24 protein-coding genes and 1 riboswitch are annotated in these 24078 nt (G+C 43.1%); of the genes, 3 read left to right on the forward strand and 21 right to left on the reverse strand.

Annotated features, from left to right (window positions below):
* Positions 1 to 17 precede the first annotated feature (17 nt).
* The 16 genes from H540_RS0113550 to H540_RS0113625 form a co-directional block, all read right to left on the reverse strand.
* The gene (locus H540_RS0113550) at positions 18 to 1403 is read right to left on the reverse strand and encodes a bifunctional metallophosphatase/5'-nucleotidase (protein WP_281172503.1); all 1386 of its coding nucleotides are present in this window, start codon (positions 1401 to 1403) and stop codon (positions 18 to 20) included.
* Positions 1404 to 1636: 233 nt separating this feature from the next.
* Positions 1637 to 3034, reverse strand: coding sequence for a Fe-S cluster assembly protein SufB (sufB, locus tag H540_RS0113555; RefSeq protein WP_028401135.1), 1398 nt, complete (start codon positions 3032 to 3034; stop codon positions 1637 to 1639).
* Between the two features lie 24 nt (positions 3035 to 3058).
* A complete protein-coding gene (gene sufU, locus H540_RS0113560) occupies positions 3059 to 3493 on the reverse strand; it encodes a Fe-S cluster assembly sulfur transfer protein SufU (RefSeq protein WP_028401136.1) in 435 nt (144 codons plus the stop codon).
* Positions 3483 to 4703, reverse strand: coding sequence for a cysteine desulfurase SufS (sufS, locus tag H540_RS0113565; RefSeq protein WP_028401137.1), 1221 nt, complete (start codon positions 4701 to 4703; stop codon positions 3483 to 3485). The genes sufU and sufS overlap by 11 nt, the downstream gene beginning before the upstream one ends.
* Positions 4703 to 5992 carry a Fe-S cluster assembly protein SufD gene (gene sufD, locus H540_RS0113570; RefSeq protein WP_028401138.1) on the reverse strand — a complete coding sequence of 430 codons (1290 nt, stop codon included), beginning with the start codon at positions 5990 to 5992 and terminating at the stop codon, positions 4703 to 4705. The genes sufS and sufD overlap by 1 nt, the downstream gene beginning before the upstream one ends.
* A 15-nt stretch (positions 5993 to 6007) precedes the next feature.
* Positions 6008 to 6790 (reverse strand): Fe-S cluster assembly ATPase SufC, encoded by a 783-nt coding sequence (sufC, locus tag H540_RS0113575; RefSeq protein WP_028401139.1) that lies wholly within the window; start codon positions 6788 to 6790, stop codon positions 6008 to 6010.
* 466 nt (positions 6791 to 7256) lie between these two features.
* Positions 7257 to 8156, reverse strand: a complete 900-nt coding sequence (gene gnd, locus H540_RS0113580; RefSeq protein WP_028401140.1) for a phosphogluconate dehydrogenase (NAD(+)-dependent, decarboxylating) — start codon at positions 8154 to 8156, stop codon at positions 7257 to 7259.
* 18 nt (positions 8157 to 8174) lie between these two features.
* Positions 8175 to 9527, reverse strand: coding sequence for a GntP family permease (locus tag H540_RS0113585; RefSeq protein WP_028401141.1), 1353 nt, complete (start codon positions 9525 to 9527; stop codon positions 8175 to 8177).
* A 12-nt stretch (positions 9528 to 9539) separates the two neighbouring features.
* A complete protein-coding gene (gntK, locus tag H540_RS0113590) occupies positions 9540 to 11078 on the reverse strand; it encodes a gluconokinase (protein WP_028401142.1) in 1539 nt (512 codons plus the stop codon).
* Positions 11079 to 11311: 233 nt separating this feature from the next.
* Positions 11312 to 12157 (reverse strand): MurR/RpiR family transcriptional regulator, encoded by an 846-nt coding sequence (locus H540_RS0113595; RefSeq protein ID WP_028401143.1) that lies wholly within the window; start codon positions 12155 to 12157, stop codon positions 11312 to 11314.
* A gap of 190 nt (positions 12158 to 12347) precedes the next feature.
* A complete protein-coding gene (gene metQ, locus H540_RS0113600; protein WP_028401144.1) occupies positions 12348 to 13157 on the reverse strand; it encodes a methionine ABC transporter substrate-binding lipoprotein MetQ in 810 nt (269 codons plus the stop codon).
* 94 nt (positions 13158 to 13251) lie between these two features.
* Positions 13252 to 13917 (reverse strand): methionine ABC transporter permease, encoded by a 666-nt coding sequence (locus H540_RS0113605; RefSeq protein ID WP_028401145.1) that lies wholly within the window; start codon positions 13915 to 13917, stop codon positions 13252 to 13254.
* Positions 13910 to 14935, reverse strand: a complete 1026-nt coding sequence (locus H540_RS0113610; RefSeq protein ID WP_028401146.1) for a methionine ABC transporter ATP-binding protein — start codon at positions 14933 to 14935, stop codon at positions 13910 to 13912. The genes H540_RS0113605 and H540_RS0113610 overlap by 8 nt, the downstream gene beginning before the upstream one ends.
* A 128-nt stretch (positions 14936 to 15063) precedes the next feature.
* Positions 15064 to 15171, reverse strand: a riboswitch (SAM riboswitch).
* A gap of 353 nt (positions 15172 to 15524) precedes the next feature.
* The gene (locus H540_RS0113615) at positions 15525 to 15869 is read right to left on the reverse strand and encodes a hypothetical protein (protein WP_028401147.1); all 345 of its coding nucleotides are present in this window, start codon (positions 15867 to 15869) and stop codon (positions 15525 to 15527) included.
* 125 nt (positions 15870 to 15994) lie between these two features.
* The gene (locus H540_RS0113620) at positions 15995 to 16306 is read right to left on the reverse strand and encodes a thioredoxin family protein (protein WP_028401148.1); all 312 of its coding nucleotides are present in this window, start codon (positions 16304 to 16306) and stop codon (positions 15995 to 15997) included.
* A 14-nt stretch (positions 16307 to 16320) separates the two neighbouring features.
* A complete protein-coding gene (locus tag H540_RS0113625) occupies positions 16321 to 16662 on the reverse strand; it encodes a toprim domain-containing protein (RefSeq protein WP_028401149.1) in 342 nt (113 codons plus the stop codon).
* A 263-nt stretch (positions 16663 to 16925) separates the two neighbouring features.
* Between H540_RS0113625 and H540_RS34615 the strand changes: the two genes are divergently transcribed.
* Positions 16926 to 17069: an exo-beta-N-acetylmuramidase NamZ domain-containing protein gene (locus tag H540_RS34615; RefSeq protein ID WP_281172505.1), complete on the forward strand. Its 144-nt coding sequence runs from the start codon at positions 16926 to 16928 to the stop codon at positions 17067 to 17069.
* Positions 17070 to 17107: 38 nt separating this feature from the next.
* Here the strand turns inward: H540_RS34615 and gcvH are convergent, their stop codons facing one another.
* Together gcvH and H540_RS0113635 are read right to left on the reverse strand one after the other, a co-directional pair.
* Positions 17108 to 17491, reverse strand: coding sequence for a glycine cleavage system protein GcvH (gcvH, locus tag H540_RS0113630; RefSeq protein WP_028401150.1), 384 nt, complete (start codon positions 17489 to 17491; stop codon positions 17108 to 17110).
* A 60-nt stretch (positions 17492 to 17551) separates the two neighbouring features.
* Complete coding sequence (locus H540_RS0113635; protein ID WP_028401151.1) at positions 17552 to 17908, reverse strand: arsenate reductase family protein; 357 nt, start codon at positions 17906 to 17908, stop codon at positions 17552 to 17554.
* Between the two features lie 263 nt (positions 17909 to 18171).
* On the opposite strand from H540_RS0113635, the gene H540_RS0113640 reads away from it, so the two are divergent.
* Positions 18172 to 18573 carry a hypothetical protein gene (locus H540_RS0113640; RefSeq protein WP_155891021.1) on the forward strand — a complete coding sequence of 134 codons (402 nt, stop codon included), beginning with the start codon at positions 18172 to 18174 and terminating at the stop codon, positions 18571 to 18573.
* Positions 18574 to 18829: 256 nt separating this feature from the next.
* Positions 18830 to 20467: a M4 family metallopeptidase gene (locus H540_RS0113645; RefSeq protein WP_028401153.1), complete on the forward strand. Its 1638-nt coding sequence runs from the start codon at positions 18830 to 18832 to the stop codon at positions 20465 to 20467.
* 326 nt (positions 20468 to 20793) lie between these two features.
* Here H540_RS0113645 and H540_RS0113650 read toward each other — a convergent pair whose 3' ends face one another.
* From H540_RS0113650 to H540_RS0113660, 3 genes are all read right to left on the reverse strand, one after another.
* Positions 20794 to 21693, reverse strand: coding sequence for an ROK family protein (locus H540_RS0113650; RefSeq protein WP_028401154.1), 900 nt, complete (start codon positions 21691 to 21693; stop codon positions 20794 to 20796).
* Positions 21694 to 21717: 24 nt separating this feature from the next.
* Positions 21718 to 23154, reverse strand: coding sequence for a glycoside hydrolase family 1 protein (locus tag H540_RS0113655; RefSeq protein WP_028401155.1), 1437 nt, complete (start codon positions 23152 to 23154; stop codon positions 21718 to 21720).
* An 81-nt stretch (positions 23155 to 23235) separates the two neighbouring features.
* Positions 23236 to 24078: HNH endonuclease (locus H540_RS0113660; RefSeq protein ID WP_028401156.1), on the reverse strand; the 843-nt coding region annotated here is incomplete at its 5' end.

Genomic DNA, 24078 nt, shown 5'->3' on the forward strand with positions numbered 1-24078 from the left:
AGAGGAAAAACTGTGTGTTACGACTTTACAGAAGTACTCATTCGAACGAGTTTGTCTTGCAAGACATCTCTTAACAGCTCTGGCATAAAATAATGCTTTTCCTGTACTGTCGTCAATTCAGGATAGATATAGCCGAACGTAAACATATCGATGGTGCCGACAGAATAGAGACGTTCCGGTTCCAGCGGCTCTCCGTTTATAAGCACTTCCTTCAGCAGCAGCTTGTTTCCGGGAATCGTATCTGGAATCACTTCGACGCCTTCATAAATCATCTTTCCCATCACCTTGCCGCGGAAGCCGAGTCCCTTCACTTCAAGCAGTTCCGTTTGCGGGCGCCGCGCTTTTATAATGACCTCACGCAATGTTTTTCCTTTTATAAGAAGCTTGCACGGATTAATCGGATGCGGACAAATGCGGTGTATATCTCCTCTTGTAACGGGACCTTTTGGCAGCGATTCAAGCAAAACACCAGCGTTCACCATTCCAATTTCCGCCCCGCACCAATCTTTTAAAGAAGAGGCCAGCAGATTCGCAAAAGCCGTTTCGGAAAACCAATCCATTTCTAAATTTTCCTTTAGTTCTAAAACTTGTTCTTTCATAATGTGTTCGCTTTCTGCTTGCAGCACATCCAAAATATCTTCCTCTTTTGTATAGCCGCCAAGCAGAGTTGCGGAGATCGCGCGGGCATTTTTTTGCACAGCTCTTTTTGTATTCTTATCTATATACAGCTTTACATGTCCTACATACTGTCCCCACTTGCCTACACAGCATAGCAGCGTATCTTGCACCAGCAATCCGCTCTCGAAAAAGTGATGCGTATGTGCACCAAGAATCACATCTATATCATAATGCTCCGCTACATACTCATCTGCGGTACGGCCCAGATGTGAGAGAAGGATAACGACATCAGCTTGTTCCCGCACCTCCGCTAAACACTCCTCTAATGCCGCAACCGGATCGGTGATTTTCCAGCCAAGCTGGGAATAAAAATCCGGATACTCTACTGTAACGCCTATAAACGCAAGCTTGATTCCTTCAGGCAATACTTGAATCTCATACGGTTTTACCCAACGCGGCCGCGTACCATCCGGATAAAATAAGTTGGCAATAAGAACTGGAAATGCAGCTTCATCATACAGATGGTCCAAATCCTCTTTGGCAAGCGTGATTCCTTCATTGTTGCCGATTGTAATATAGTCGTAGCCAGCTTCATTTAAAAGCTTTACGTTTCCTTTTCCAGCGGTTGCTTCTGAAATAACATGAAATCTATCCAGATGATCGCCGATGTCCAGTATGAACACGTTCTCTCCATTCTTTATATGGCGTTCTTTCTCTTGGCGCATAAAATGAGAGATTGGCTTCCAATTTTCAAAATGGCTATGTAAATCATTCGTATGATACAGGTGAATCGTAATATTCTCATCTTTCTTCAGAAAAACCTACTCCTCTCATCACGAGTTTGTCCAAAAGCTTGTACATTCTTAAATACGAGGTCAAGAGAAAGAAACCTGTTTGAAGAATTGTATTATTTCTAAAGTATGTTGTTTGTAAGAACTTCATTATAAGAAACCTAAAACAATTTTACCACAATACAAAGAAGGGCCCGCTAAAGCAGACCCTTTTTGTATAGAAAAAATTAGCCAATAGAACCTTCCATTTCAAACTTAATCAGACGGTTCATTTCTACTGCATATTCCATCGGAAGCTCGCGCGTGAATGGCTCGATGAAGCCCATTACGATCATTTCTGTCGCTTCTTGCTCAGAAATGCCGCGGCTCATAAGGTAGAATAGCTGCTCTTCGGATACTTTTGATACTTTTGCTTCGTGCTCAAGGGAGATATTGTCGTTCATAATCTCGTTGTACGGAATCGTATCAGAAGTGGATTGATTATCCATAATTAACGTATCGCACTCGATGTTCGAGCGGGAGCCTTCAGCTTTACGGCCGAATTGAACGATACCGCGGTATGTTACTTTACCGCCGTGCTTCGCAATAGACTTCGATACGATGGTAGAAGATGTATTTGGCGCAAGGTGAATCATTTTTGCACCTGCATCCTGATGCTGTCCTTTGCCGGCAATTGCGATAGACAGCGTTAAACCGCGCGCACCTTCGCCTTTTAAGATAACTGCAGGATATTTCATTGTAAGCTTAGAACCGATATTTCCGTCAATCCATTCCATTGTAGCGTTCGCTTCACACACGGCACGCTTCGTAACTAGGTTGTAAACGTTGTTCGCCCAGTTTTGAATTGTTGTGTAACGGCAATATGCATCTTTCTTGATGATGATTTCTACTACTGCGCTGTGAAGAGAGTTTGTTGTATAAACAGGAGCCGTACAGCCTTCTACGTAGTGAACATGTGCACCTTCGTCTACGATGATTAACGTACGCTCAAACTGTCCCATGTTTTCGGAGTTAATACGGAAATACGCTTGCAGCGGTGTATCAACCTTTACTCCTTTTGGAACGTAGATGAAAGAACCGCCGGACCAAACTGCAGAGTTTAACGCCGCGAATTTGTTATCTGTCGGAGGAATGACTTTTCCGAAGTGTTCACGGAAAATGTCCTCGTTTTCTTTCAATGCGCTGTCTGTATCTTTAAATACAACACCCAGCTCTTCTAAGTCTTCCTTCATGTTGTGGTATACAACTTCAGATTCGTACTGAGCGGATACGCCCGCAAGATATTTCTGTTCCGCTTCCGGAATACCAAGCTTGTCAAATGTCGCTTTGATTTCATCCGGCACTTCATCCCAAGAACGTTCGGACTTCTCAGACGGCTTTACGTAATACGTAATTTCATCAAAACTTAAGTCAGAAAGATCTCCGCCCCATTGCGGCATAGGCAGTTTGTAGAAGTGATCTAGAGACTTTAAGCGGAAGTCGAGCATCCACTGCGGCTCACCCTTCATGCGGGAGATTTCTTCTACGATTTCTTTTGTTAAACCGCGCTGCGCACGGAAAATAGAAACGTCCTTATCTTTAAAACCATATTTATAATCGCCAATATCAGGCAGTTGTTTCGCCATTTCGTTTTCCCTCCTTCTAAAGCATTACTGCTTCTCGTTTAAACCTTTTTCCATCGCCTTCCACGCTAATGTTGCGCATTTAATGCGGGCTGGAAACTTTGATACGCCTTGTAATGCTTCAATATCTCCTAAATCTACGCTGTCGTCATACTCTTTACCTTGCATCATGTCAGAGAAAACTTTAGAAAGCTTTAACGCTTCTTCAATTTTCTTTCCTTTTACCGCTTGCGTCATCATGGATGCAGAGGACATGGAAATAGAGCAGCCTTCCCCTTCGAACTTTGCATCCTTTACAACGCCCTCTTCTACTTTCATCGTAAGTTGAATGCGGTCGCCGCAAGTCGGGTTATTCAAGTTCACAGTTACGCTGTCATTCTCCAAAACACCGCGATTGCGCGGTTTCTTGTAGTGATCCATAATGACTTGACGATATAATGCATCGAGGTTATTAAAAGACATTTGTGAAATACTCCTTTGTTTTGACTAGTGATTCAACAAATGTGTCGATCTCGTCCTTCGTATTGTATAAATAGAAGCTTGCGCGTGCTGTCGCCGATGCTTTCAGCCATTTCATTAATGGCTGTGCACAGTGGTGACCAGCACGAACCGCAATTCCTTCTACATCCAGAACAGTCGCAACATCATGCGGATGTACATCTTCGATATTGAATGTCACAAGACCAGCGCGATGTTTTGGACCATAGATTGTGATGCCTTCAATTGTTGACATACGCTCCATCGCATATTGCGCCAATTCATGCTCATGCTTTTCGATGTTATCCATGCCGATTTCTTCAAGGAAATCAATTGCCGCGCCAAGTCCGATAGCACCGCCGATAATCGGTGTTCCTGCTTCAAACTTCCAAGGCAGCTCTTTCCACGTAGATTCGTATAAGTCCACAAAGTCAATCATTTCGCCGCCGAATTCCGCCGGCTCCATATTTTCTAGAATTTCCTTTTTCCCGTACATTACACCTACTCCGGTAGGTCCGCACATTTTATGGCTGGATAATGCGTAGAAGTCGCAGTCCAAATCCTGTACATCTACTTTCATGTGAGGAGCGCTTTGCGCTCCGTCCACAACCATGATCGCCCCATTTTTATGAGCGATTTTCGCAAGCTCTTTTACCGGGTTGATCGTTCCGAGTACGTTGGATACATACATAACAGAAACGATTTTTGTGTTAGGTGTAATTGTTTTTTCCGCATCTTCAAGGGAAATTGTGCCGTCCTCTTGAAGAGGAAGATATTTCAATGTCGCACCTTTTTTCTTTGCAACCTGCTGCCATGGGATAATGTTGGAATGGTGCTCCATGTAAGAAATGACGATTTCATCGCCTTCCTTTACATGATCCATACCGTAGCTGCTTGCAATCATGTTAAGCGCCGTTGTCGTACCGCGAGTGAACACAACCTCTTCAATCGAGCGGGCATTGATGAATTTACGAACTTTGTCGCGTGCGCCTTCATACGCATCGGTCGCTTTTGTACCGAGCGTATGAACACCGCGGTGTACGTTTGAATTATATTGTCTATAGTATTGATCCAAAGCTTCAATTACTTTGATCGGCTTTTGAGAAGTTGCTGCATTATCCAAATATACAAGTTGTTTGCCGTTTACTTGTTGATGCAAGATCGGAAACTGTTTGCGTATTTCTTGAATATCCATTAGCGAACTTTCCTTTCGATTACCGCAACGAGCTGCGCTTTAACTCCTTCAATCGGAAGCTCATTTACTACAGGTGCAAGGAATCCGTGAATTACAAGACGCTCCGCTTCGAACTTCGGAATGCCGCGGCTCATGAGATAGTATAGTTGAGTAGGATCTACGCGACCTACAGATGCAGCATGCCCTGCCATTACATCATCTTCATCGATAAGAAGAATCGGGTTTGCATCTCCGCGTGCCTTATCATTCAACATTAGAACGCGAGATGTTTGTTGGGCGTTAGATTTGGAAGCGCCATGCTCGATTTTGCCGATACCGTTGAAAATGGATGTTGCGCTTCCTTTTTGTACACCGTGCTTTAAGATAAAGCCTTCAGAGTTCTTGCCAAAATGAACAACCTTCGTTGTGAAGTTTTGTGTTTGCTCTCCGCGGCCGATTGTTACTGTTTTCGTATCAGCGAAAGAACCGTCGCCCACTAAGTTCGTGATGTTTTCAGAGATTGTATCTCCATCGTTCATCAAGCCTAATGCCCACTCTAAGCGACCATCGCGTCCTACTGTACCGCGGCGGTTCACATAAGTTGTCATGTTCTTCGCAAGAAGGTCAACCGCACCGAATTTCACTTGTGCGCCTTGCTCTAAAATCACTTCCGCCACAATGTTCGCTACACCTGTTGTTGTTTCGTTCGCTACATAGTTTTCTACATATGTGAAGGCGCTGTTTGCATCCGCAACCACAAGTACATGGTTATATACGTTTGCTTCTTCACCGTCAATTACGTACACTGCTTGAAGCGGGGTTTCAAGTACAACGTTTTTCGGAACGTATACGAACGCACCGCCGTTGATAAGGGCTGCATGAAGAGCTGTCAGGCGATGCTCATCTACCTTCACGCCGTCCTTCATCAAGTATTTTTGCACAAGCTCGCTATGCTCGCTCGCTGCTGTTACGATGTCTGTAAAGATAACGCCTTTTGCCTTTGCTTCTTCAGACAATGCAACGAAAGCAGGCGTGCCGCTGCGCTGCACCAATACGTTTTTCGTTTCTTCAGTAAACAGCTTCTTCACGTCTTCCGGAAGCTCTTCAAGGGAGCGTACAGGCTCTTGCTTGGATGCACGGCCTGTGCCGACGAAGTCCCACTTATCAATTTTCGTTTTATCAGGCTTTGGCATAGGAAGGTTTTCAACTTGCGCAAGAGCTTGTAAGCGGAATTCCGTCAACCAAGCAGCCTCATTGCTCGCCAACTGACGAATATAATCTTGATCGAATGGTAATGTACCGATTGTCATGTGTATCCTCCTCGCTTACGCTTCTTGCTCTGCTTCGTCTTCGATGCCTAGTTCTTTCTTAATCCAGTCATAGCCTTCTGCTTCTAAACGGTGTGCAAGCTCAGCACCGCCAGATTTTACAACGCGTCCGTTCATCATTACATGCACATGGTCAGGCGTGATGTAGTTTAATAGGCGCTGATAGTGCGTGATGATTAAGCAGCCGAAACTTTCGCCGCGCATTTCATTGATACCTTTCGATACAACCTTTAATGCGTCGATATCAAGACCGGAATCGATTTCGTCCAAGATCGCCAGCTTAGGCTGAATCATCATTAATTGAAGAATTTCGTTACGCTTCTTCTCACCGCCGGAGAAACCTTCATTCAAGTAACGCTGTGCCATTGCAGAATCCATTTCCAAGAAGTCCATATTTTTGTCCAATGTACGGATGAACTTCATAAGGGAAATTTCATCGCCTTCTTCACGGCGTGCGTTCATTGCAGAACGCAAGAAGTCTGCATTTGTAACACCGCTGATTTCGCTTGGATATTGCATTGCCAAGAACAGACCTGCGCGAGCGCGTTCGTCAACTTCCATTTCCAATACATCTTCTCCATCAAGCGTAATGCTTCCAGACGTTACTTCATATTTTGGATGACCCATGATCGCAGAAGATAAAGTGGATTTCCCTGTTCCGTTCGGACCCATAATTGCATGGATTTCTCCGCCCTTCACTTCCAGGTTAACACCCTTTAAAATTTCTTTGCCATCGATGGATACATGTAAATCCTTGATTGTTAAAGTAGAACCAGCCATTACAATACCTCCAGTTTTCTCTATATGAATTCAAAATCTAACTGAAAACTTTCTCATTCTCATTTTATTCTCATTCTTATTTTATATCAAATAAAAAGATATATCAAACCGCAGAAAAATGTAACAATATTTTCACACATTACCCTTCAGAAAGCTTCACGCTCAATATTATCTACATTTTTTCCTATTATAAAGCAAAAGGGTAAATTTTCATCAGCCTTCTTTTGTTTTTACTATATACAAGTGAATAAAAAAAACGTTGATAGTGGTGAGAGATCAAAAGACGTGCAGAAGCGGTCAAACCTTTGGTTCATGCAAGGGTAAACCAGAGAGAAAAGCATGCAATACTCCCTTTTGGTTGCACCTAGCACATGGACATGTCGAATTTATCATTCACTCATATATAGGTGTGCAATTAATAGGGGTAAAAAAACAAGCACCTGCTTCTGCAGGTGCTTTATAATGATTAGTCGTTTTCCACAACCGCATGTCCGCCAAACTGGTTGCGAAGCGCTGCCACGACTTTGCCGTGGAACGTATCTTGTTCAAGAGAACGATAACGCATGAATAGAGACATTGCGATAACTGGTGCAGAAGCTTGCAGCTCGAGCGCCGTTTCAACTGTCCATTTTCCTTCTCCAGAAGATTGCATAACGCCTTTAATGCCGTCTAAGCGAGGGTCTTCTGCAAAAGCGCGTTCTGTGAGTTCCATGAGCCAGCTTCGAATTACGGAACCATGTGACCATACGCGCGCTACTTCTTGGTAGTCAAAGTCAAAGCCGCTTTTGTCCAGCACTTCAAATCCTTCTGCAATCGCCTGCATCATGCCGTATTCAATACCGTTGTGCACCATTTTCAAGAAATGTCCACTGCCCGCTTTACCAGCATAAGAATAGCCTCCTTCAAGCGCTAAATCTTTGAACAACGGTTCAAGATCTACGAATACATCTTTGTCTCCGCCGATCATTAGACATGCGCCGTGACGCGCACCCTCCGTACCGCCGGAAGTGCCGACATCCATGTAATGAACCCCAAACTTTTCAGCCTCTTCGGCACGACGAAGGGAATCTTTATAGAAGGAGTTGCCTCCTTCTATAATAATGTCGTTTTTTTCAAGCATTGGATACAATGTTGCAAGGACGTCATCGACGATTTGCCCTGCGGGAACCATCACCCAAATGACGCGCGGCGAGGAAAGCTTGGATACCATTTCTTCCAAAGTGCTCGCTGATGAAATACCGAGGCTTGCCGCTTTGTCTGTAAGCTCCTCATTTACGTCGTATGCTACGACTTCGTAGCCGTCTTCATAAAGATGCTCTGCCAACGGAAATCCCATTTTTCCTAAACCGACTAATCCTAGTTTCATTATTATCTAACTCCTATCTTATACAAATAAATTTAGTAGAGAGATCAATCCCAGTGCCACAACAGAAATGATTGTTTCCATTGCAGTCCATGTCAATAACGTTTCTTTTACAGTCATACCGAAGTATTCCTTAATTAACCAGAAACCGGAGTCATTCAGGTGAGACAGGATTAAGGAGCCTGCACCTGTCGCCAATACAAGCAGCTCCACATTCGTTCCTGGAATAGTAGCGGCAATCGGCGCTACTATTCCTGCCGCTGTCATCATGGATACAGTTGCAGACCCTGTCGCTACACGGATAAGTGCCGCAATTCCCCATCCCAATAAAATAGGGGAGATGCTCGAATGCTTGGCAAACTCAGCAATTTGTGTACCGATACCAGAATCTAATAATACTTTGTTAAACGCGCCTCCAGCACCGATGATAAGCAAGATGCTCGCTACAGGACCTAAGCAATCATTCGCGAATTGCTGCACCTTATCTTTAGAGAAGCCGCGTACATAGCCAAGGCTGAAGAAAGAAAAGATCGTTGCAACTAAAAGCGCTGCAATTGGATCCCCAATGAATTTTAATGCTTTTGCAAGCTGCGTTGTTTTATCAAGTGTTACATCTGAAATAGATGCACTTAACATTAAGATAACAGGAAATAAAATCGTAAACAGCGTGATTCCGAAGCCCGGAAGATCCTTCGCTTCTTTATGCAGCACAAGCTGGGAAGCGATTTCTGCCGGTACCTCTTTTTTAGGAAGACGCTTGCTGATCCATTTTCCGTAAAGCGGACCTGCAATAATGGCTGTTGGAAGACCAACGATTAAAGAATATAAAATAGTGATCCCTACATCTGCCTTAAAGATACCTACGGCAGCCATCGCAGCCGGATGCGGAGGAACAAGGCCGTGTACAACGGAAAGACCTGCTACAAGCGGAATTCCAATTGCAATAAGAGAAATTCCTGTTTCCATTGCGATTGTAAATACCAACGGAACCAATAATACAAAACCGACTTGGAAGAATACCGGAATTCCTACTAAAAACGCAACAAACATCATTGCCCAGTGAACATTTTTTTGGCCGAAGCGGTTAATAAGCGTTTTTGCAATACGCTCCGCGCCGCCTGACTCCGCCATCATTTTTCCAAGCATTGTACCTAGAGCCAGCACGATTGCCAAAAAACCTAATGTGTTGCCAAGACCTGCTTTAATAGAATCTATAATGCCCGGCTTATCCGGCGCAATCGTTGTAAGAGGCATTCCCATTGCCAATCCCACACCAACCGCCGTCAAGATCAGAGAAACAAACGGGTGAAGCTTCGCCACAGTAATTAAAAGTAACAGTACAATGACTGCCGCAACAACAATTACAATCCCCATCATATAATCCCCCTATAATTTACGTTGAAATGCCGCAATTGCATCAAATTCATCTTTCAAACAGTTATATAACCGTTCGTACATATAAAACAGTTCTAAGTATACAGACGTGTTTTCTTTGTTCGGTACATGATGATGCTTAATTTCAATCCAATCCTTGATCCGTTCCAAAGAATCGATTTCTCCAATCGCATATAATGCTACTGCCGCCGCTCCTAAAGCGGAGGCTTCGTGACTCTCCGGCACGAGCAGTTCTTTCCCTGTCATATCAGACAGCATTTGCCGCCAGAACGGCGATTTCGCAAAGCCGCCGGATACGCGAATTTCCTGAATAGGACCTGTCAAATCACGAATCGCAAGCGCTACTGCGTACACGCTCATGCAGACGCCTTCCATAACAGAGCGAATAAAGTGCTCACGCTTATGATGAAGACTCAGTCCGAAAAATGTACCGCGCGCGTTTGCGTTCCAATAAGGGGCGCGTTCACCTGACAAGAATGGAAGGAAAATCAATCCCTCCGAGCCAGCCGGCACTTTTTCAGCGTATTGCGTAAGCAGCTCGTACGGATCGATGCCGAGTTTTCTAGCCACCTCTCGCTCCGGACTGCCGAATTCATCGCGTAGCCAACGCAGTAAGATGCCTCCATTGTTCGTTGGACCGCCAATCACCCAATGGTTGTCCGTAAGCGCGTAACAGAAGGTTCGTCCTTTCTCATCCGTTTTTTGAACAGGAGAAATAGTTCGAACTGCCCCGCTCGTACCGATTGTGATGGCTGCTTCACCCGGAGATATAGCACCTACACCGACATTTGCAAGTACGCCATCGCTTGCACCTACCACAAACGGCGTATCCGGGGAAACTCCCATTTTGTTCGCAAACTCTTGTTTCATGCCTATTAAAATGTGAGTCGTCGGAACAGGATCGGACAAATGATCGCGTGAAATACCGACAAGCTGCAATACTTCTTCGTCCCAATCAAGCGTATCAAGGCGAAGCAGCCCGGTTGCCGAAGCGATAGAATGATCAACAATATAAGTGGAATATAGCTGATATTGCACATACTCCTTAATGGATATGAATTTGTAAGCACGCTGGAAAAGCTCCGGCGCTTCCTCCTTCATCCAAAGAAGCTTCGGAAGAGGAGACATCGGGTGAATCGGCGTTCCCGTACGTTTATAAACTTCGAGGCCATTCATATCCTTTAAAAGGCGGTCTGCCTGCTTAACGCTCCGATTGTCTGCCCATATGATGGAACGGGTAAGAGGCTGCCCCGATTGGTCTACGGCTATCAACGAGTGCATCGCTGTGCTGAAGCCGAGCGCAAGTATATCATGCGGAAGTATATTTGCATTTTGAATGGCAATGCTTATGCTTTCAACGACCGCTGAAAAAATTAAATCCGGATCCTGCTCGGCCCAATCCGGATGAGGCTTAATAATCGGATAATCGACTGCATGCGAAGCGATTACTTTGCCGCGCTCACCAAATATGACAGCCTTAGTGCTCGTTGTTCCGATATCTACCCCGATGACGTTCCCCCTAGTAGTCATGCTTCATCTCCCCCTCATGTTGAAATATAATCCAAAAACGTTTCTGTAATAAGTATGAGTTAATAAGAAGAAAGTGATATAAAGCGCTTTCATAAAAAGTATATAAAATATTTTTCCATTAATCAATATAAATGAAGAAAATTTTTTTCATCTCGTTTAAAATCCTTATGCTTATTCACAATAATTCCATACAGAAAGAACAAAAAGAAAAAGCAGTGCGCCCTGCACTGCTTTTACAGCCGTTTCATGGAGATTACTTCCCGAATTGTCAGCAGGTTTTGAAGCGTTTCTTCCTGCCGTTTTAACGAAACGCCAACGAAGAGCGTATCCAATAATCCGAGCTGCGCAAGGCGGGAAGAGCTTGCTTCTGTCCGAATTTCCGTTTCTCTTGTAGACGTATAAAGGGTAACATCAGCAAATTGACTGAGAGCTGATTTTTTGTAGCTTGTAATTGCAATAATAGCCGCTCCTTTACTCTTTGCAACCTTTAAAGCTTCCAATAATTCCTTATTGCTGCCGGAATGGGAAATACCAACAACCACAGCTCCTTTCGGGAGGAGACCTGCTCCCATGATTTGAAAATGAGAATCTCCGTGTGCAATGCATGGAATACCTGTCCGCATGAATTTGTGGTACGCATCCTCCGCTATAATGCCTGAGCCGCCTCCTCCATAAAATTCGATGCGCGAAGCGTTCGTCAAGAGCGTAATAGCTTGATCCAGCATTCCGCTGTTTATAAGTGAAAGGGTATCATATAATCCTGTGATATGCGCCTGAAACACCTTATTGGCAATCGTCTTCACATCGTCTTCCGGCGATAATTCTTCATGAATGTTTTGAACCGGCGTACGCACGATTTCTTGTGCAAGAGAAATCTTCAAATCTTGAAAACCTTGATAGCCGAGCTGTTTGCACAGTCGGAAAATAGTTGCTTCTGAACTGTTTGTTATCTCGGCAAGCTCGGTAATGGATTTATGCACTACGTCCTGCGGATGCTCCACAATATGCTCGGCAATGCTGCGCAGCTTCGGCGAAAGCCCTTGTAAAGCCGCACGTATTTTTCCAATTCCGCTTGTCATACTTTTATCTCCTTCGTATCTTGTTTGTTTTATTGTACATAATTATAGAAAAAAGAGAAATATTTCTATGATGACGGAGAAAGTTAGTAAAAAGATTTTCCCCTCATCAGTTTAAAGCTAATCCTAACAAATCCCAATATAAAAACAAAAAAAGATCCCAAACTGAACTGGTTTGGGATCTTTTTTGTTCTTATTCGCTGACAGGAAGAACAGCACCTTTGTATTTTTCTTTAATAAAGTCTTGAATCTCTTTAGAATGAAGCACATTCATAAGCTCTTTAATATCTTTTCTGTTTTCATCACCTTTACGAACGGCAATAATGTTCGCATATGGAGAAGAAGCAGATTCGATTGCGATTGCATCTTTTGTTGGATTTAATCCTGCATCAATTGCATAGTTTGCATTGATAAATATAGCATCGCCTTCGTTATTTTTGTATATTTGTGGCAACAAACCTGGGTCAATATCTGTTTTAAATTTTAAGTTCTTTGGATTTTCTGCAATATCGTTTAAAGTAGCTTTCGTAATGTCTACGCCATCCTTAAGCTTAAGAATTCCTTGTGATTGCAATACAGCTAACATACGGCCGCGCTCCGCCACGTTGTTGCTCATAACAACCATTGCACCGTTTGGCAAATCTTTTAAGCTTTTATATTTTTTAGAATAAATACCTAGCGGCTCGATATGAACTTTACCAGCATTAGCAAGCTTATATCCTTTTTCCGCTTCTTCCTTCTCTAGGTAAGGAATATGCTGGAAGTAGTTTGCATCTATTTCTTTATCAGCTAACGCTTTGTTTGGCAAAATATAATCTTGGAACTTTCTAATTTCCAAATCAATTCCTTTTTTCGCTAGAATCGGTTTTGCTTGTTCAAGAATTTCAGCATGAGGCACGTTAGACGCACCAATTACTAATTTATCTCCTTGTTGTTTTCCTCCGCAGGCTGCGAGTGCGAATACAAACATAGCTACGATAGCAGACAATAACAGTTTCTTCATCGTATCTGACAACTCCCTTTTTAGAAATATTTTGAATTATATAGTTATAAGAGCTCCAGCGCTGTTAGCGCTAAAGCTTTTATCGCTAAATCTTTTATCGTTTATCGATTCGAGTGGTAATCATATCCCCTATCCATTGCATAATAAAGACAATGATAAGAACAAGTACAGTTGCTACGAATGTAATATCGTTATTCGAGCGCTGAAACCCTTCTAAATAGGCTAATGTTCCAAGCCCGCCGGCTCCGACAACACCTGCCATGGCAGTATAACCGACAAGCGCGATAGTTGTAACCGTAATACCTGAAACAAGTGCAGGCAGTGATTCTAGAATTAATACTTTAAAAATGATTGTACTTGTTGTAGCTCCCATTGCTTTTGCAGCTTCGACTACGCCTTTATCAATCTCACGAAGCGCAATTTCTACCAAACGGCCATAAAAAGGAGCCGCTCCTATAATCAAAGCAGGAAGTGCCGCATTTACGCCCAGCATTGTACCGACAAGGAGCTTTGTGAATGGAATCAATAAGATAATCAGGATGATGAATGGAATAGAACGAAAAATATTCACAAATGCTCCAATTACCTTATTCACTGCTTTGTTCTCCCATAGGTTGTCCTTAGAAGTCATAAATAATAACAGCCCTAACAATAATCCAAGAACAAATGTCGCAGCTGCGGAGATAATTGTCATGTACAACGTTTCCCATACCGCTTGTCCCATCGCTGTCCAATCTACATTAGGAAATAAATTATGCATGTGCAATCACCTCCATCTCTACCTGCTGCTGCTCCATAAAGGAAATCGCCTTTTCAATTTCTTCTGCAGGACCGTTCAGTTGTACAATTAAATTGCCGTATGAGCCATTCGGTGTTTGTGAAATTTTCCCTTGCAAAATATTCACTTCGATATTGCTCTTGCGGATCAACTCATAAATAAACGGCTGCTCAATAGATTCTCCGATAAACTTCAATCGCACTACTTGACCGCTTGGATACTTCTCAGTCAAATGTTCAATCGCTTCGTTTGTATCTATAGAGTCGGTAATTTTCTTCACGAAGCGCTTCGTAATTTCTTGCTTCGGATTACGGAACACCTCCAAAACATCACCCATTTCCACAATGCTTCCCTTTTCCATGACTGCCACGCGATCACAAATCTTTTGGATTACATGCATTTCATGTGTAATCAGGACAATCGTTAAACCGAGACGCGCGTTGATATCAAGCAATAAATCTAAAATTTGATCCGTTGTTTCCGGGTCAAGCGCCGACGTTGCTTCATCGCACAACAACACCTTCGGATCGTTAGCAAGCGCACGAGCAATCCCGACACGCTGCTTCTGTCCGCCGCTCAGCTGAGATGGATAGGCATCTTCTCTTCCTTCCAATCCAACGAGACGAATCAATTCATCTACGCGCTCTTGACGCTCTTCCTTTCTTACTCCCGCAATTTCTAAAGGAAATGCAATGTTTTCACGAACTGTACGTGACCAAAGCAGATTAAAGTGCTGAAAAATCATGCCTATTTCTTGACGTGCTTCCCGCAATTCTTTTCCAGTAATTGCTGAAATGACACGGCCTCCGATTGTGATGCGGCCGGACGTCGGCTTTTCAAGCTGATTCAGCATACGAATTAACGAACTTTTTCCCGCCCCGCTGTATCCGATAATCCCAAAAATTTCACCTTGACGAATTTCTAAATTTGCATCCTGCACAGCCGCTACATCGCCATGCTTAGCACGATAAATTTTTTGAACCTTTTCCAGTAAAATCATGACTTTTCACCTCGCTTAGATTATAAATATCGAGTTACAACAGCTGCTCGCCGCAGCTTGTTCATTACATAAAAAAAACCTTTCTGCGCATGAGCAGAAAGGTTTTGAACAGTCGTCAAGAAGCCTTTCTCTCATCTCTCAAAGCATTCGCTTTGCAGGAATTGGCACCATTTCAACATTTGTTGACGGTTGCCGGGCTTCACAGGGCGCAGTCCCTCCACCTCTCTTGATAAGAGAAAATCAGACACGTTTGCCTGATTTATTGTATATGAATAATGTTGCATTACATGTTTTGAATTCTACCAATCACGGATTATAATGTCAACAAAAAAATAATATTTTTTATATATGAGTGAATTATTCGACATGTCCATGTGCTACGTGCAACCAAAAGGGAGTATGGTATGCTTCTTCTCTCTGGTTTACCCTTGCATGAACCGCTACAAAGATTTAACCGCTTCTGCATGTCGCCGGATGATCTCGCCCCACTATCAAAAGACGATTTTTTATTCACTTAATATATAGATTCTTTTCATTACTATCATTTATCTTTCAAAAAAAAAAAGTGCAGCATTTGCACTTTTTAGAACTACGCTCCCATTTCAAAAGGCTTGCATATGTGGAATAAAGATTCCAGCAAAAGAAGAGTTCGATACGTTCCCTTATACTCTCCTCTTCTTCTTCGCAGCAATACCTGCAGCCGGACCGCTCCCGTTACAAGCTGTTGCAAGTCTTCCTCTTCTTTCAAATGCAGTATATCCGTTCCGTACATTTCTTTCGAGACTTGTAAGCCTTGTCTCGAAAGACGAAGCGTACAGCACTCTTCACGAAACTGCACGCATACAATTCTTTCTTGAATAGGAAGCAAAGGAATTACATGGTCCTGTGTATTTGCATAGTGAACAAAAGCCGCTAACGAAGGGTAGAGCTTCATCTCAATCACTCCCGTACAATGATTGCTATATATTTTCCACTTTTGTACGAGGTGTTCCTTGTATATTCGCTCGACAAATGCTGTGTCAGTCTCCTATATTTCCCAAGAAATATGTCGAGGTATAATTACGACACAAGGGGCTTCAGCTCATAATACAAATACTCTACAGACTGAAATGCATAAATTCGTTTTATTATTTCGCCACGCTGAAATACAAGCAAGCACGGAACACTTTCAATTTCATAATCTGCCGCCAAGTGCGGTGCATAATTTAAATCAATCATGCCAATATGCAAATTCGGCAAAGCTGCTTCTGTGACTGTTAGCATTTTCTTGGCTACTTGGCACGTCCCGCAAAGCGGCGTGTATACATATACAACAGTCAGTTCATCATGTTTTACTCGCTCGATAACTTCGTTTCCTGTCAAATCAACCATTTTACCCATCCTTGCTACAAATATTCTGTATAAATGTCAATGTCCGCTCCTAATAACACACTCGCCAGATGCTGCACAGGAGCAGTAGCTACTTCCCGGTACGCCCGATCGATGTATAAATGCTCGGCCTGCGGAAACTCACGCTTAAATTGTTTACGAAGCTTCTCGCCAGACTCATCTGCATCTACGAGTATATATACTTCTTTATCAAAAAATTGCTCAATCATCTCGTCAAGTTTCGATAAGCTGATCGTGCCATTTGTGCACACAATTGCCACCGGCTCCTTGATAAGCGTTTCAATCTTTTTCTTGTCGGATTTCCCTTCCACAATTATCACTTTTTCCACTTCTGTCATTGGGCATCACCTGACTATTTGGACTATAATACAACTTTAGTATATAGTATATTCTTTCTTTACGTGTTGTTTCCTGTTTGTTTTTTGCAATGCAAATCCAATGGAGCTTTTTTTTATTAAATTTCCCTTTTCTTTTTAAACTACTATGACTTACTTCTTATTATAATAGAAATGAAATTTCATGAAGAATACTTTGAATTACGCAATAACATTTGATAAACTAATCGCAAAATTTCCCTTATATCCAAAATACTTTCAGCGGTATTTCCTTCTTCGATCAGCTTGCAGGCAACGGCTGGATTCGCCAAGGCATCAACGAAGGCAAATCTTTAGAAGAAATGGAAACGAAGTGGCAGAGTGAATTGGAAGGTTTTTTGGAAATCCGCAAACGGTATTTGTTGTACTGACAAAAAAAGAGACAGCTATGGGAGCTGTCTCTTCTTCATTAATCTTGATTTGTCATTTCTTCGTATTGCTCTGCAGACATTAAGTTTTCGATTTCGCTCGCGTCGGAAGCTTCTACTACAATCATCCATGCTTTTTCGTACGGAGATTCGTTTACAAGCTCAGGGCTGTCGCCTAATTCAGTGTTCACTTCTAAAACCTTGCCGCTTACAGGTGCATATAGCTCAGAAACTGTTTTTACAGACTCAACGCTGCCAAACGGCTCGTTCGCTTTCACCTCTGCGCCAGCTTCTGGAAGCTCCACGAATACGATATCGCCAAGCTCGTGCTGTGCGAAATCTGTAATACCGATAACCACTTTGTTGCCGTCAACTTTTAACCATTCGTGTTCTTCTGAATAGCGTAATTCTTTAGGAATGCTCATGTAAGTCCCCTCCATATGAATGTAATATTATGTAAATACCTAATTGGTACTTCTCCTGTATTATAACCACATCTTTGCAAATTGTTCTTCGTTGAAGCCTGCTGTTACTTTACTGTTATCCGTGACGATCGGCCGCTTAATCAGCATGCCGTCAGACGCGAGCAATTCCAGCATCTCATCTTCACTCATCGCTTTCAGTTTATCCTTTAATCCAAGCTCACGGTATTTCATGCCGCTTGTGTTAAAAAACTTTTTCAGCTCCAATTCGCTGTTTGCATGCAGCTGCTTCAATTCCTCTTTAGACGGCGGCGCCTCCACAAGGTGAACAGTTTCATACGCAACGTTGTTCACATCTAACCATTTCTTTGCCTTTTGGCACGTTCCGCATTTCGGATATGTATAAAATGTTACTGTCATTGTTTCACCCACTTCTTCTTTATGTCCTATTTTACCATAGACATATACATTTTTCATGCACGGCGACTTTCTCATAAACTCTATATACATTCGCCGTGTCTTTTACTTATCCTGCAAAATTTTCAATTTTACTATACAATATTTTTCAGAAAAAACTGGCATACACTAATAGCAAAACGGAGCAAAAGGGAAAAATACATTAAAACATTTGTGAAGGGGCGCAAGGCAGTAACACTCTGGCTATGTGCAGCATGGGATGTAACATGGACAAAAATTTGTTAATTAGTGCAGCAAAGAAGACACTATTATTCGTACAACGGGCAATTGTTGTAATCTTTTTGTCTGTGCTGGTTTTGGGTATTATTGGGTTCACCATAAAGTGGAGCAAACTCATTTTCCAGCCAGAATCCATACTTACTGATTATCATCCCATTGTAGATGATATATTTTCTATACTAGTCGTCTATGAGCTTCTGGAGTTATTTCGAACTCTTTCGCCGAATCGTCTGATGAGCATTGTCTTACTTGCGCTCGCCCGTAAGATTGTTCTCTCTTCAGATTATTCACATATCCTAGAAGAAGTATTATCTTTTGCGATCTTGCTAATCGTTCGGTTGCTATGGCAACGATTTAGCGAAAAGAAGAAAGGTACATCGATGGAATGATGTAGATATTTGCTGGCGTTGGGGCGGACCCCATTCTGCACAAATAACAGAATCGCTATATCGCGATTCTGTTTTTCATTCTCTATCTGTCGCTATCTTTCTGCAAAAAAAAGCAAACTTCTGTACAGGCTTCTCTCTCTTTACCGCTAATTCTATCGTTATTTGTATAAAATCATAGAATTGTTTTCATCTTTATTTATCTACTTGCAGCATAAGATAATCTTGCCGTATATTACATATTTCAGGAGGCTTATGAGTGAAAAAGAAACATATACGCTTTACAGTTGCGATGGGACTTGCTCTAAGCATGATGGGATCTGCTGTTTTTGCTGCTGACTCTTCTTCAAACCTTGCACCTAATGTACTCTCTACAAAAAAATTCAATGAAACAATTGGGACTCCGGAATTCGTTTCCGGTCAACTCACTTCTCCTTCTGCAAAACCGCCTGAAGCAATCGTGATGGACTACTTCAATCAAAAGAAAGAAGAATACAAGCTTGGAGAACCAGCAGAACATTCATTCCAATTGATTCGCACAGAGAAGGATCAGCGAAACACGACTATCATGCATCTCCAGCAAGTGTTTAACGGTGTTCCTGTATGGGGTTCCACACAAGTGGCTCACGTGAACGATAAGGGCGTGCTGACTGTTGTTTCAGGTACAGCGGTAGGAGATTTGGACAAGAAAGAGGCGTTAAAAGTAAAGAACAACGGCGTCGGAGCGCAGAAGGCCATCGCGATTGCCGAGCAGGATTTAGGATTTACACCAGACTATGACACAAAGCCGGCAACGGAGTTAGTCGTATACGCAAACGGCTCAGAAGCTGTATACGCATATCATGTAAACCTGCATTTCCTCAGCCCGGAACCTGGGAACTATGAATATTTCATTGAAGCGGCCACAGGCAAGGTTCTGAACAAATTCAATAAAATCGATACTGCAACTGGCACGAACGCAACCGGCACAGGAACAGGGGTGCTTGGCGATAAGAAAACACTGAACATGACAAAATCTGGTTCCATTTATTACCTTCAGGATAATACGAGAGGTCAAGGCGTCTTTACATATAATGCCCGAAACAGAACGCGTCTTCCGGGGATGCTATGGGCGGATTCAGACGCTGTTTTAAATGCCTCTTATGACAAAGCAGCCGTAGACGCTCATTTCTACGCAGGTAAAGTATATGACTACTACAAAAATGTGTTTAACCGAAACTCCTATGATAATAAAGGCGCTGCCTTAAAGTCGACTGTTCACTACAGTATAAGCTATAACAACGCCTTCTGGGACGGTTCGCAAATGGTATACGGCGACGGTGACGGAATGACATTCATAGCCCTTTCCGGCGGACTTGACGTTGTTGCGCATGAACTGACGCATGCGGTAACTGAAAAGTCCTCCAACCTGATTTATCAAAATGAATCAGGCGCCTTAAACGAAGCACTTTCTGATATTTTCGGAACACTGGTAGAATTTTATAATAATAATAAACCAGATTATGAGATTGGTGAGGATATTTACACGCCTAGAACTTCAGGCGATGCTCTTCGCTCCATGAGCGATCCTGCAAAATACGGCGATCCGGATCACTATTCCAAGCGCTATACAGGCTCACAGGATAACGGCGGCGTTCATACAAACAGCGGTATCATCAATAAGGCAGCCTATTTGCTGGCTGAAGGAGGCACTCACTACGGCGTGAACGTTTCCGGCGTAGGCCGGGACAAAATGGGCGCCATCTTCTACCGCGCCAACACGTCCTATCTCACGTCTTCCGCCACGTTCAGCCAAGCGCGCGCTTCGCTTGTGCAAGCTGCGGCTGATCTATACGGTTCCAGCTCAGCGGAAGTAGCATCTGTAAAACAAGCTTTTGACGCGATAGGCGTAAAATAACAAATGAAAAAACAGGTTGCAGCGTACTGCAACCTGTTTTTTTATAGATTCACTTTTAACTGCCGAACAAACCAACATGAAATCCTCTGCTTCTCTTTCCCGATTTTCACACTATTTATTTTCCGATTGGAAGAAAATTATATATGAGTGAACTATAATTTTGACATTTCTATGTGCTATGTGCAACCAAAAGGGAATATTGTATGCTTCTTCTCTCTGGTTTGCCCTTGCATGAACCACTACAAAGGTTGAACCGCTTCTGCACGTCTCCGGATGATATCTCCCCACTAAAAAAAACCCGCACATTACATGCGAGGTCCATACTCTTATTTCCCTGCTTCTACCGGATACAGCTGCAAGTGATGATACAACGCTCCCAATACACCGGCATCATTCATGAAATAGCAGCGTTCAACCGGAATATTTTTACCGAACGTATCTAATCGTTTTACCCGCCATTCCAACTCCGTAAATAAATCATCACGCTGACTTACCGCACCGCCAAGCAAAATTTTATTTGGATTCAGGATGAAGAAAAGATTGTAGATGGCAATAGATAAGCTGTCAAAAAACAGGTTCATTTCATGACGGGCGTGCGGATCTCCCGCTTCATATGCTTGAAATACGTCTAGTCCCGTTACTTGTTCAACGGACAATCCTTTATACTTCGCATACTTCTCACGTAAACTCAGCATTGAACCCGTACGGCTCAGGATGTTTTCGTTCGTTGTGTTGTTTTGCAGCCCTTGCGTAATCATGAAGCCGAACTCCCCTGCCATAAAGGAGGATCCGCGATACAGCTTGTCGTTTAAATAACAAGCTCCGCCCACTCCGGTTCCAATTGTCATACAGAGAAAGTCCGTTTCGTTTTGCGCGTTTCCTTTCCATTTTTCAGCGAGAGCCACACAGTTCACATCATTTTCGGCGCTCACGGGAAGGTTCAGTTTTTCTTCCAGATACTCTTTGATGTTGAATCCGTTAAAATCCTCGATGGATCCGCCGAATTCGATATAGCCGCTGAAGCAGTTCACGAAGCCTGGCACGCTGAGAGCGACGCCGGCCAGATTTTCATACTCTTTCGCCTTTTCAATTAAGCCGTCCAGGATCGTTTGTCCGCTATTTCGGTCGGAAGGAAACTTTCCTTTATCGAGGAAAGTTCCCGTCTCATCCAAAACCGCGTATTTAATATCCGTGCCGCCGATATCAAAAGAGATATACCGCTTCATTCCCTTCGCCCCTATACTGGAAATCTATAGTTGCTCACCGTTTGTCGCAATGACATTTTTATACCAATAAAAGCTTTTCTTTTTCAATCTGCGCAGTTCCTTTTCGTCGTGCTCGTCACGGTCCACATACACGAATCCGTATCGTTTTTGATAGCCGTTTAGCCAACTCAACAAGTCCGTGAACGACCATGTGCAGTATCCAAGCAGTTCCACGCCGTCGCTGATGGCATCTTGACATGCTTCGATATGCGCGCGCAAATATGCGATGCGGTAATCGTCGTTGATTGCTTCGTCCTCTTCAAGTTTATCGAATTCACCGAGACCATTTTCCGTAATCAAAATCGGCAAGCCGTAACGGCTCTCGATGCGGCGCATGCCGACGCGAAGGCCTTGCGGGTCGATTTCCCAGTCCCAGTTCGTCGCTTCCAGATGCGGATTACGCTTCGTTTTATAGACGCCCGGCACGCCGCTTTCCTTTGTTGTTCCCTTTTTACCCGTTGTGTTCATTTTCGCTTCACCGACACCGTCCAAAGGATTCATTTCCACAGTTGTCGTACGATAATAGTTTACACCCATAAAATCTGGCTTCCCAGCTGCAAGCAATTCAAAATCTCCCTCATGAACAGTTGGTATTAACCCGTTCTTTTCTAAATAATTCCAAGCAGCTTTTGGATACTTGCCCCAAGCGTACACATCCATCCACCAATTGTTGCTTAGGTCTTCTGCGTTTTCAAATGCTAATACATCATTAGGACAGCATGTCAACGCATAGTTCGGCGAATAGGCAAAGCTCGGTCCGATTTTACCGTCCGGCACGTACTTTCTGAAGGATTGAATCGCTTTCGCATTGGCGAGATTCGCGATATGATTCGCTTCATACATGCGCTTTAAATCTTTAACTCCGGGCGGATGAATACCTGAACGGTACCCTAATCCTATAAATATGTTTTGTTCGTTCAATGTAACCCAATATTTCACGCGATCGCCGTAGCGCTTATACACAGTGATGCAGTATTGATTGAAGTCTTCAATGATTTCACGGGACTCCCATGCGCCGTATGCATCCAGCAACGCTTGCGGAACATCCCAATGGTACAGCGTGATAATCGGTTCAATACCGTACTTCAATAGCTCATTAATTAAATCGTCGTAAAACTGTAGTCCTTTTTCGTTTACTTCTCCTCTTCCTTCCGGATAAATGCGGCTCCAGGCGACGGAAAAGCGGTATGCTTTCAGTCCCATTTCCGCCATGAGCGCAACATCTTCTTTATAACGATTATAGTGATCGACTGCTACGTCGCCATTTGTATTCTCGTACGTCGTTCCCGGAACCTTCGTGTAAACATCCCATACAGAAGGACCCTTTCCGTCCTTATCCCACGCTCCCTCTACTTGATAGGCTGCAGAAGCAGAGCCCCATAAAAAGTTTGCCGGAAACTTATCTTTTTTCTCGTGTATCATGGTTTCCCTGGTTAATTTGAAATGTATAAAAACATATAAAACCATCTCAAGTCAACCAGTCCTCCTCTCTCATTTTATTTTTTAGAACCAATATATGTTTTGAAACCTCCAGATTAACGTTACAGGTTTCAATCCATAACGCTTTAGAATCTTACCATCTGTCGTGGTCATATTACATTGCCTTTTCTCCGGATAGAGAGCTGTGATATATGCGTCATATGTTTCTCCATTTCGTTTCGTATAACGTACAACATCACGATGACGGAATCCAGACACTTCTTCCCTCCTTGCCCGGCTCCTTCTTCGCAGGGGCTTGATGAGCCAATCCTTTATCTCACATTGCGTAGATTTTACCTTTAGACCGGTAATGACAATGGCGTCATTACTATGTGACTTGGGAATATCCCAGTCGATTCGTTTATTGGCTGTGTCCCCGCCTGTTGTAAGAAAAACAGGCGCAATACCTTCTAACTCCTCACGCAAATACTGTTTCCCTTGCATCACATGCTGCGCATCTCTTGTATACACTTGTCTTCCGTTGATTTTGGCATATAAAGCTTCCTTATAATCCAGTTCTTTGTTTGTCACATCCTGATGACAGGCCTGACACAGGGTGATGAGATTATAAATGCTGTCAGCACCTTGTAATCGTTTAGGATGAATGTGATGCGCTTCTAAACGGCACCCGTTCTTTCCACACATTTGACATGCATAGTTGTCACGAAGCAGGGTTGCCTTCCGTAAGTTTTCATCCAGACGGTTGCTCTTCTGATATTGCCAATTGGATGGCTTGCATCCTTCTGTCAGAGCACGCACATCGATATAAACATCTTCTAGATAGATTCGATTGATGCGGATCCATTTGCCAAATGTTCGAACGGTACGAAGAATCGCTTCTCGTTTCTGTTTAATGGTAGGAGGAAT

The organism is Ectobacillus panaciterrae DSM 19096 (assembly GCF_000430785.1).
GTDB lineage: Bacteria > Bacillota > Bacilli > Bacillales > Bacillaceae_G > Ectobacillus > Ectobacillus panaciterrae.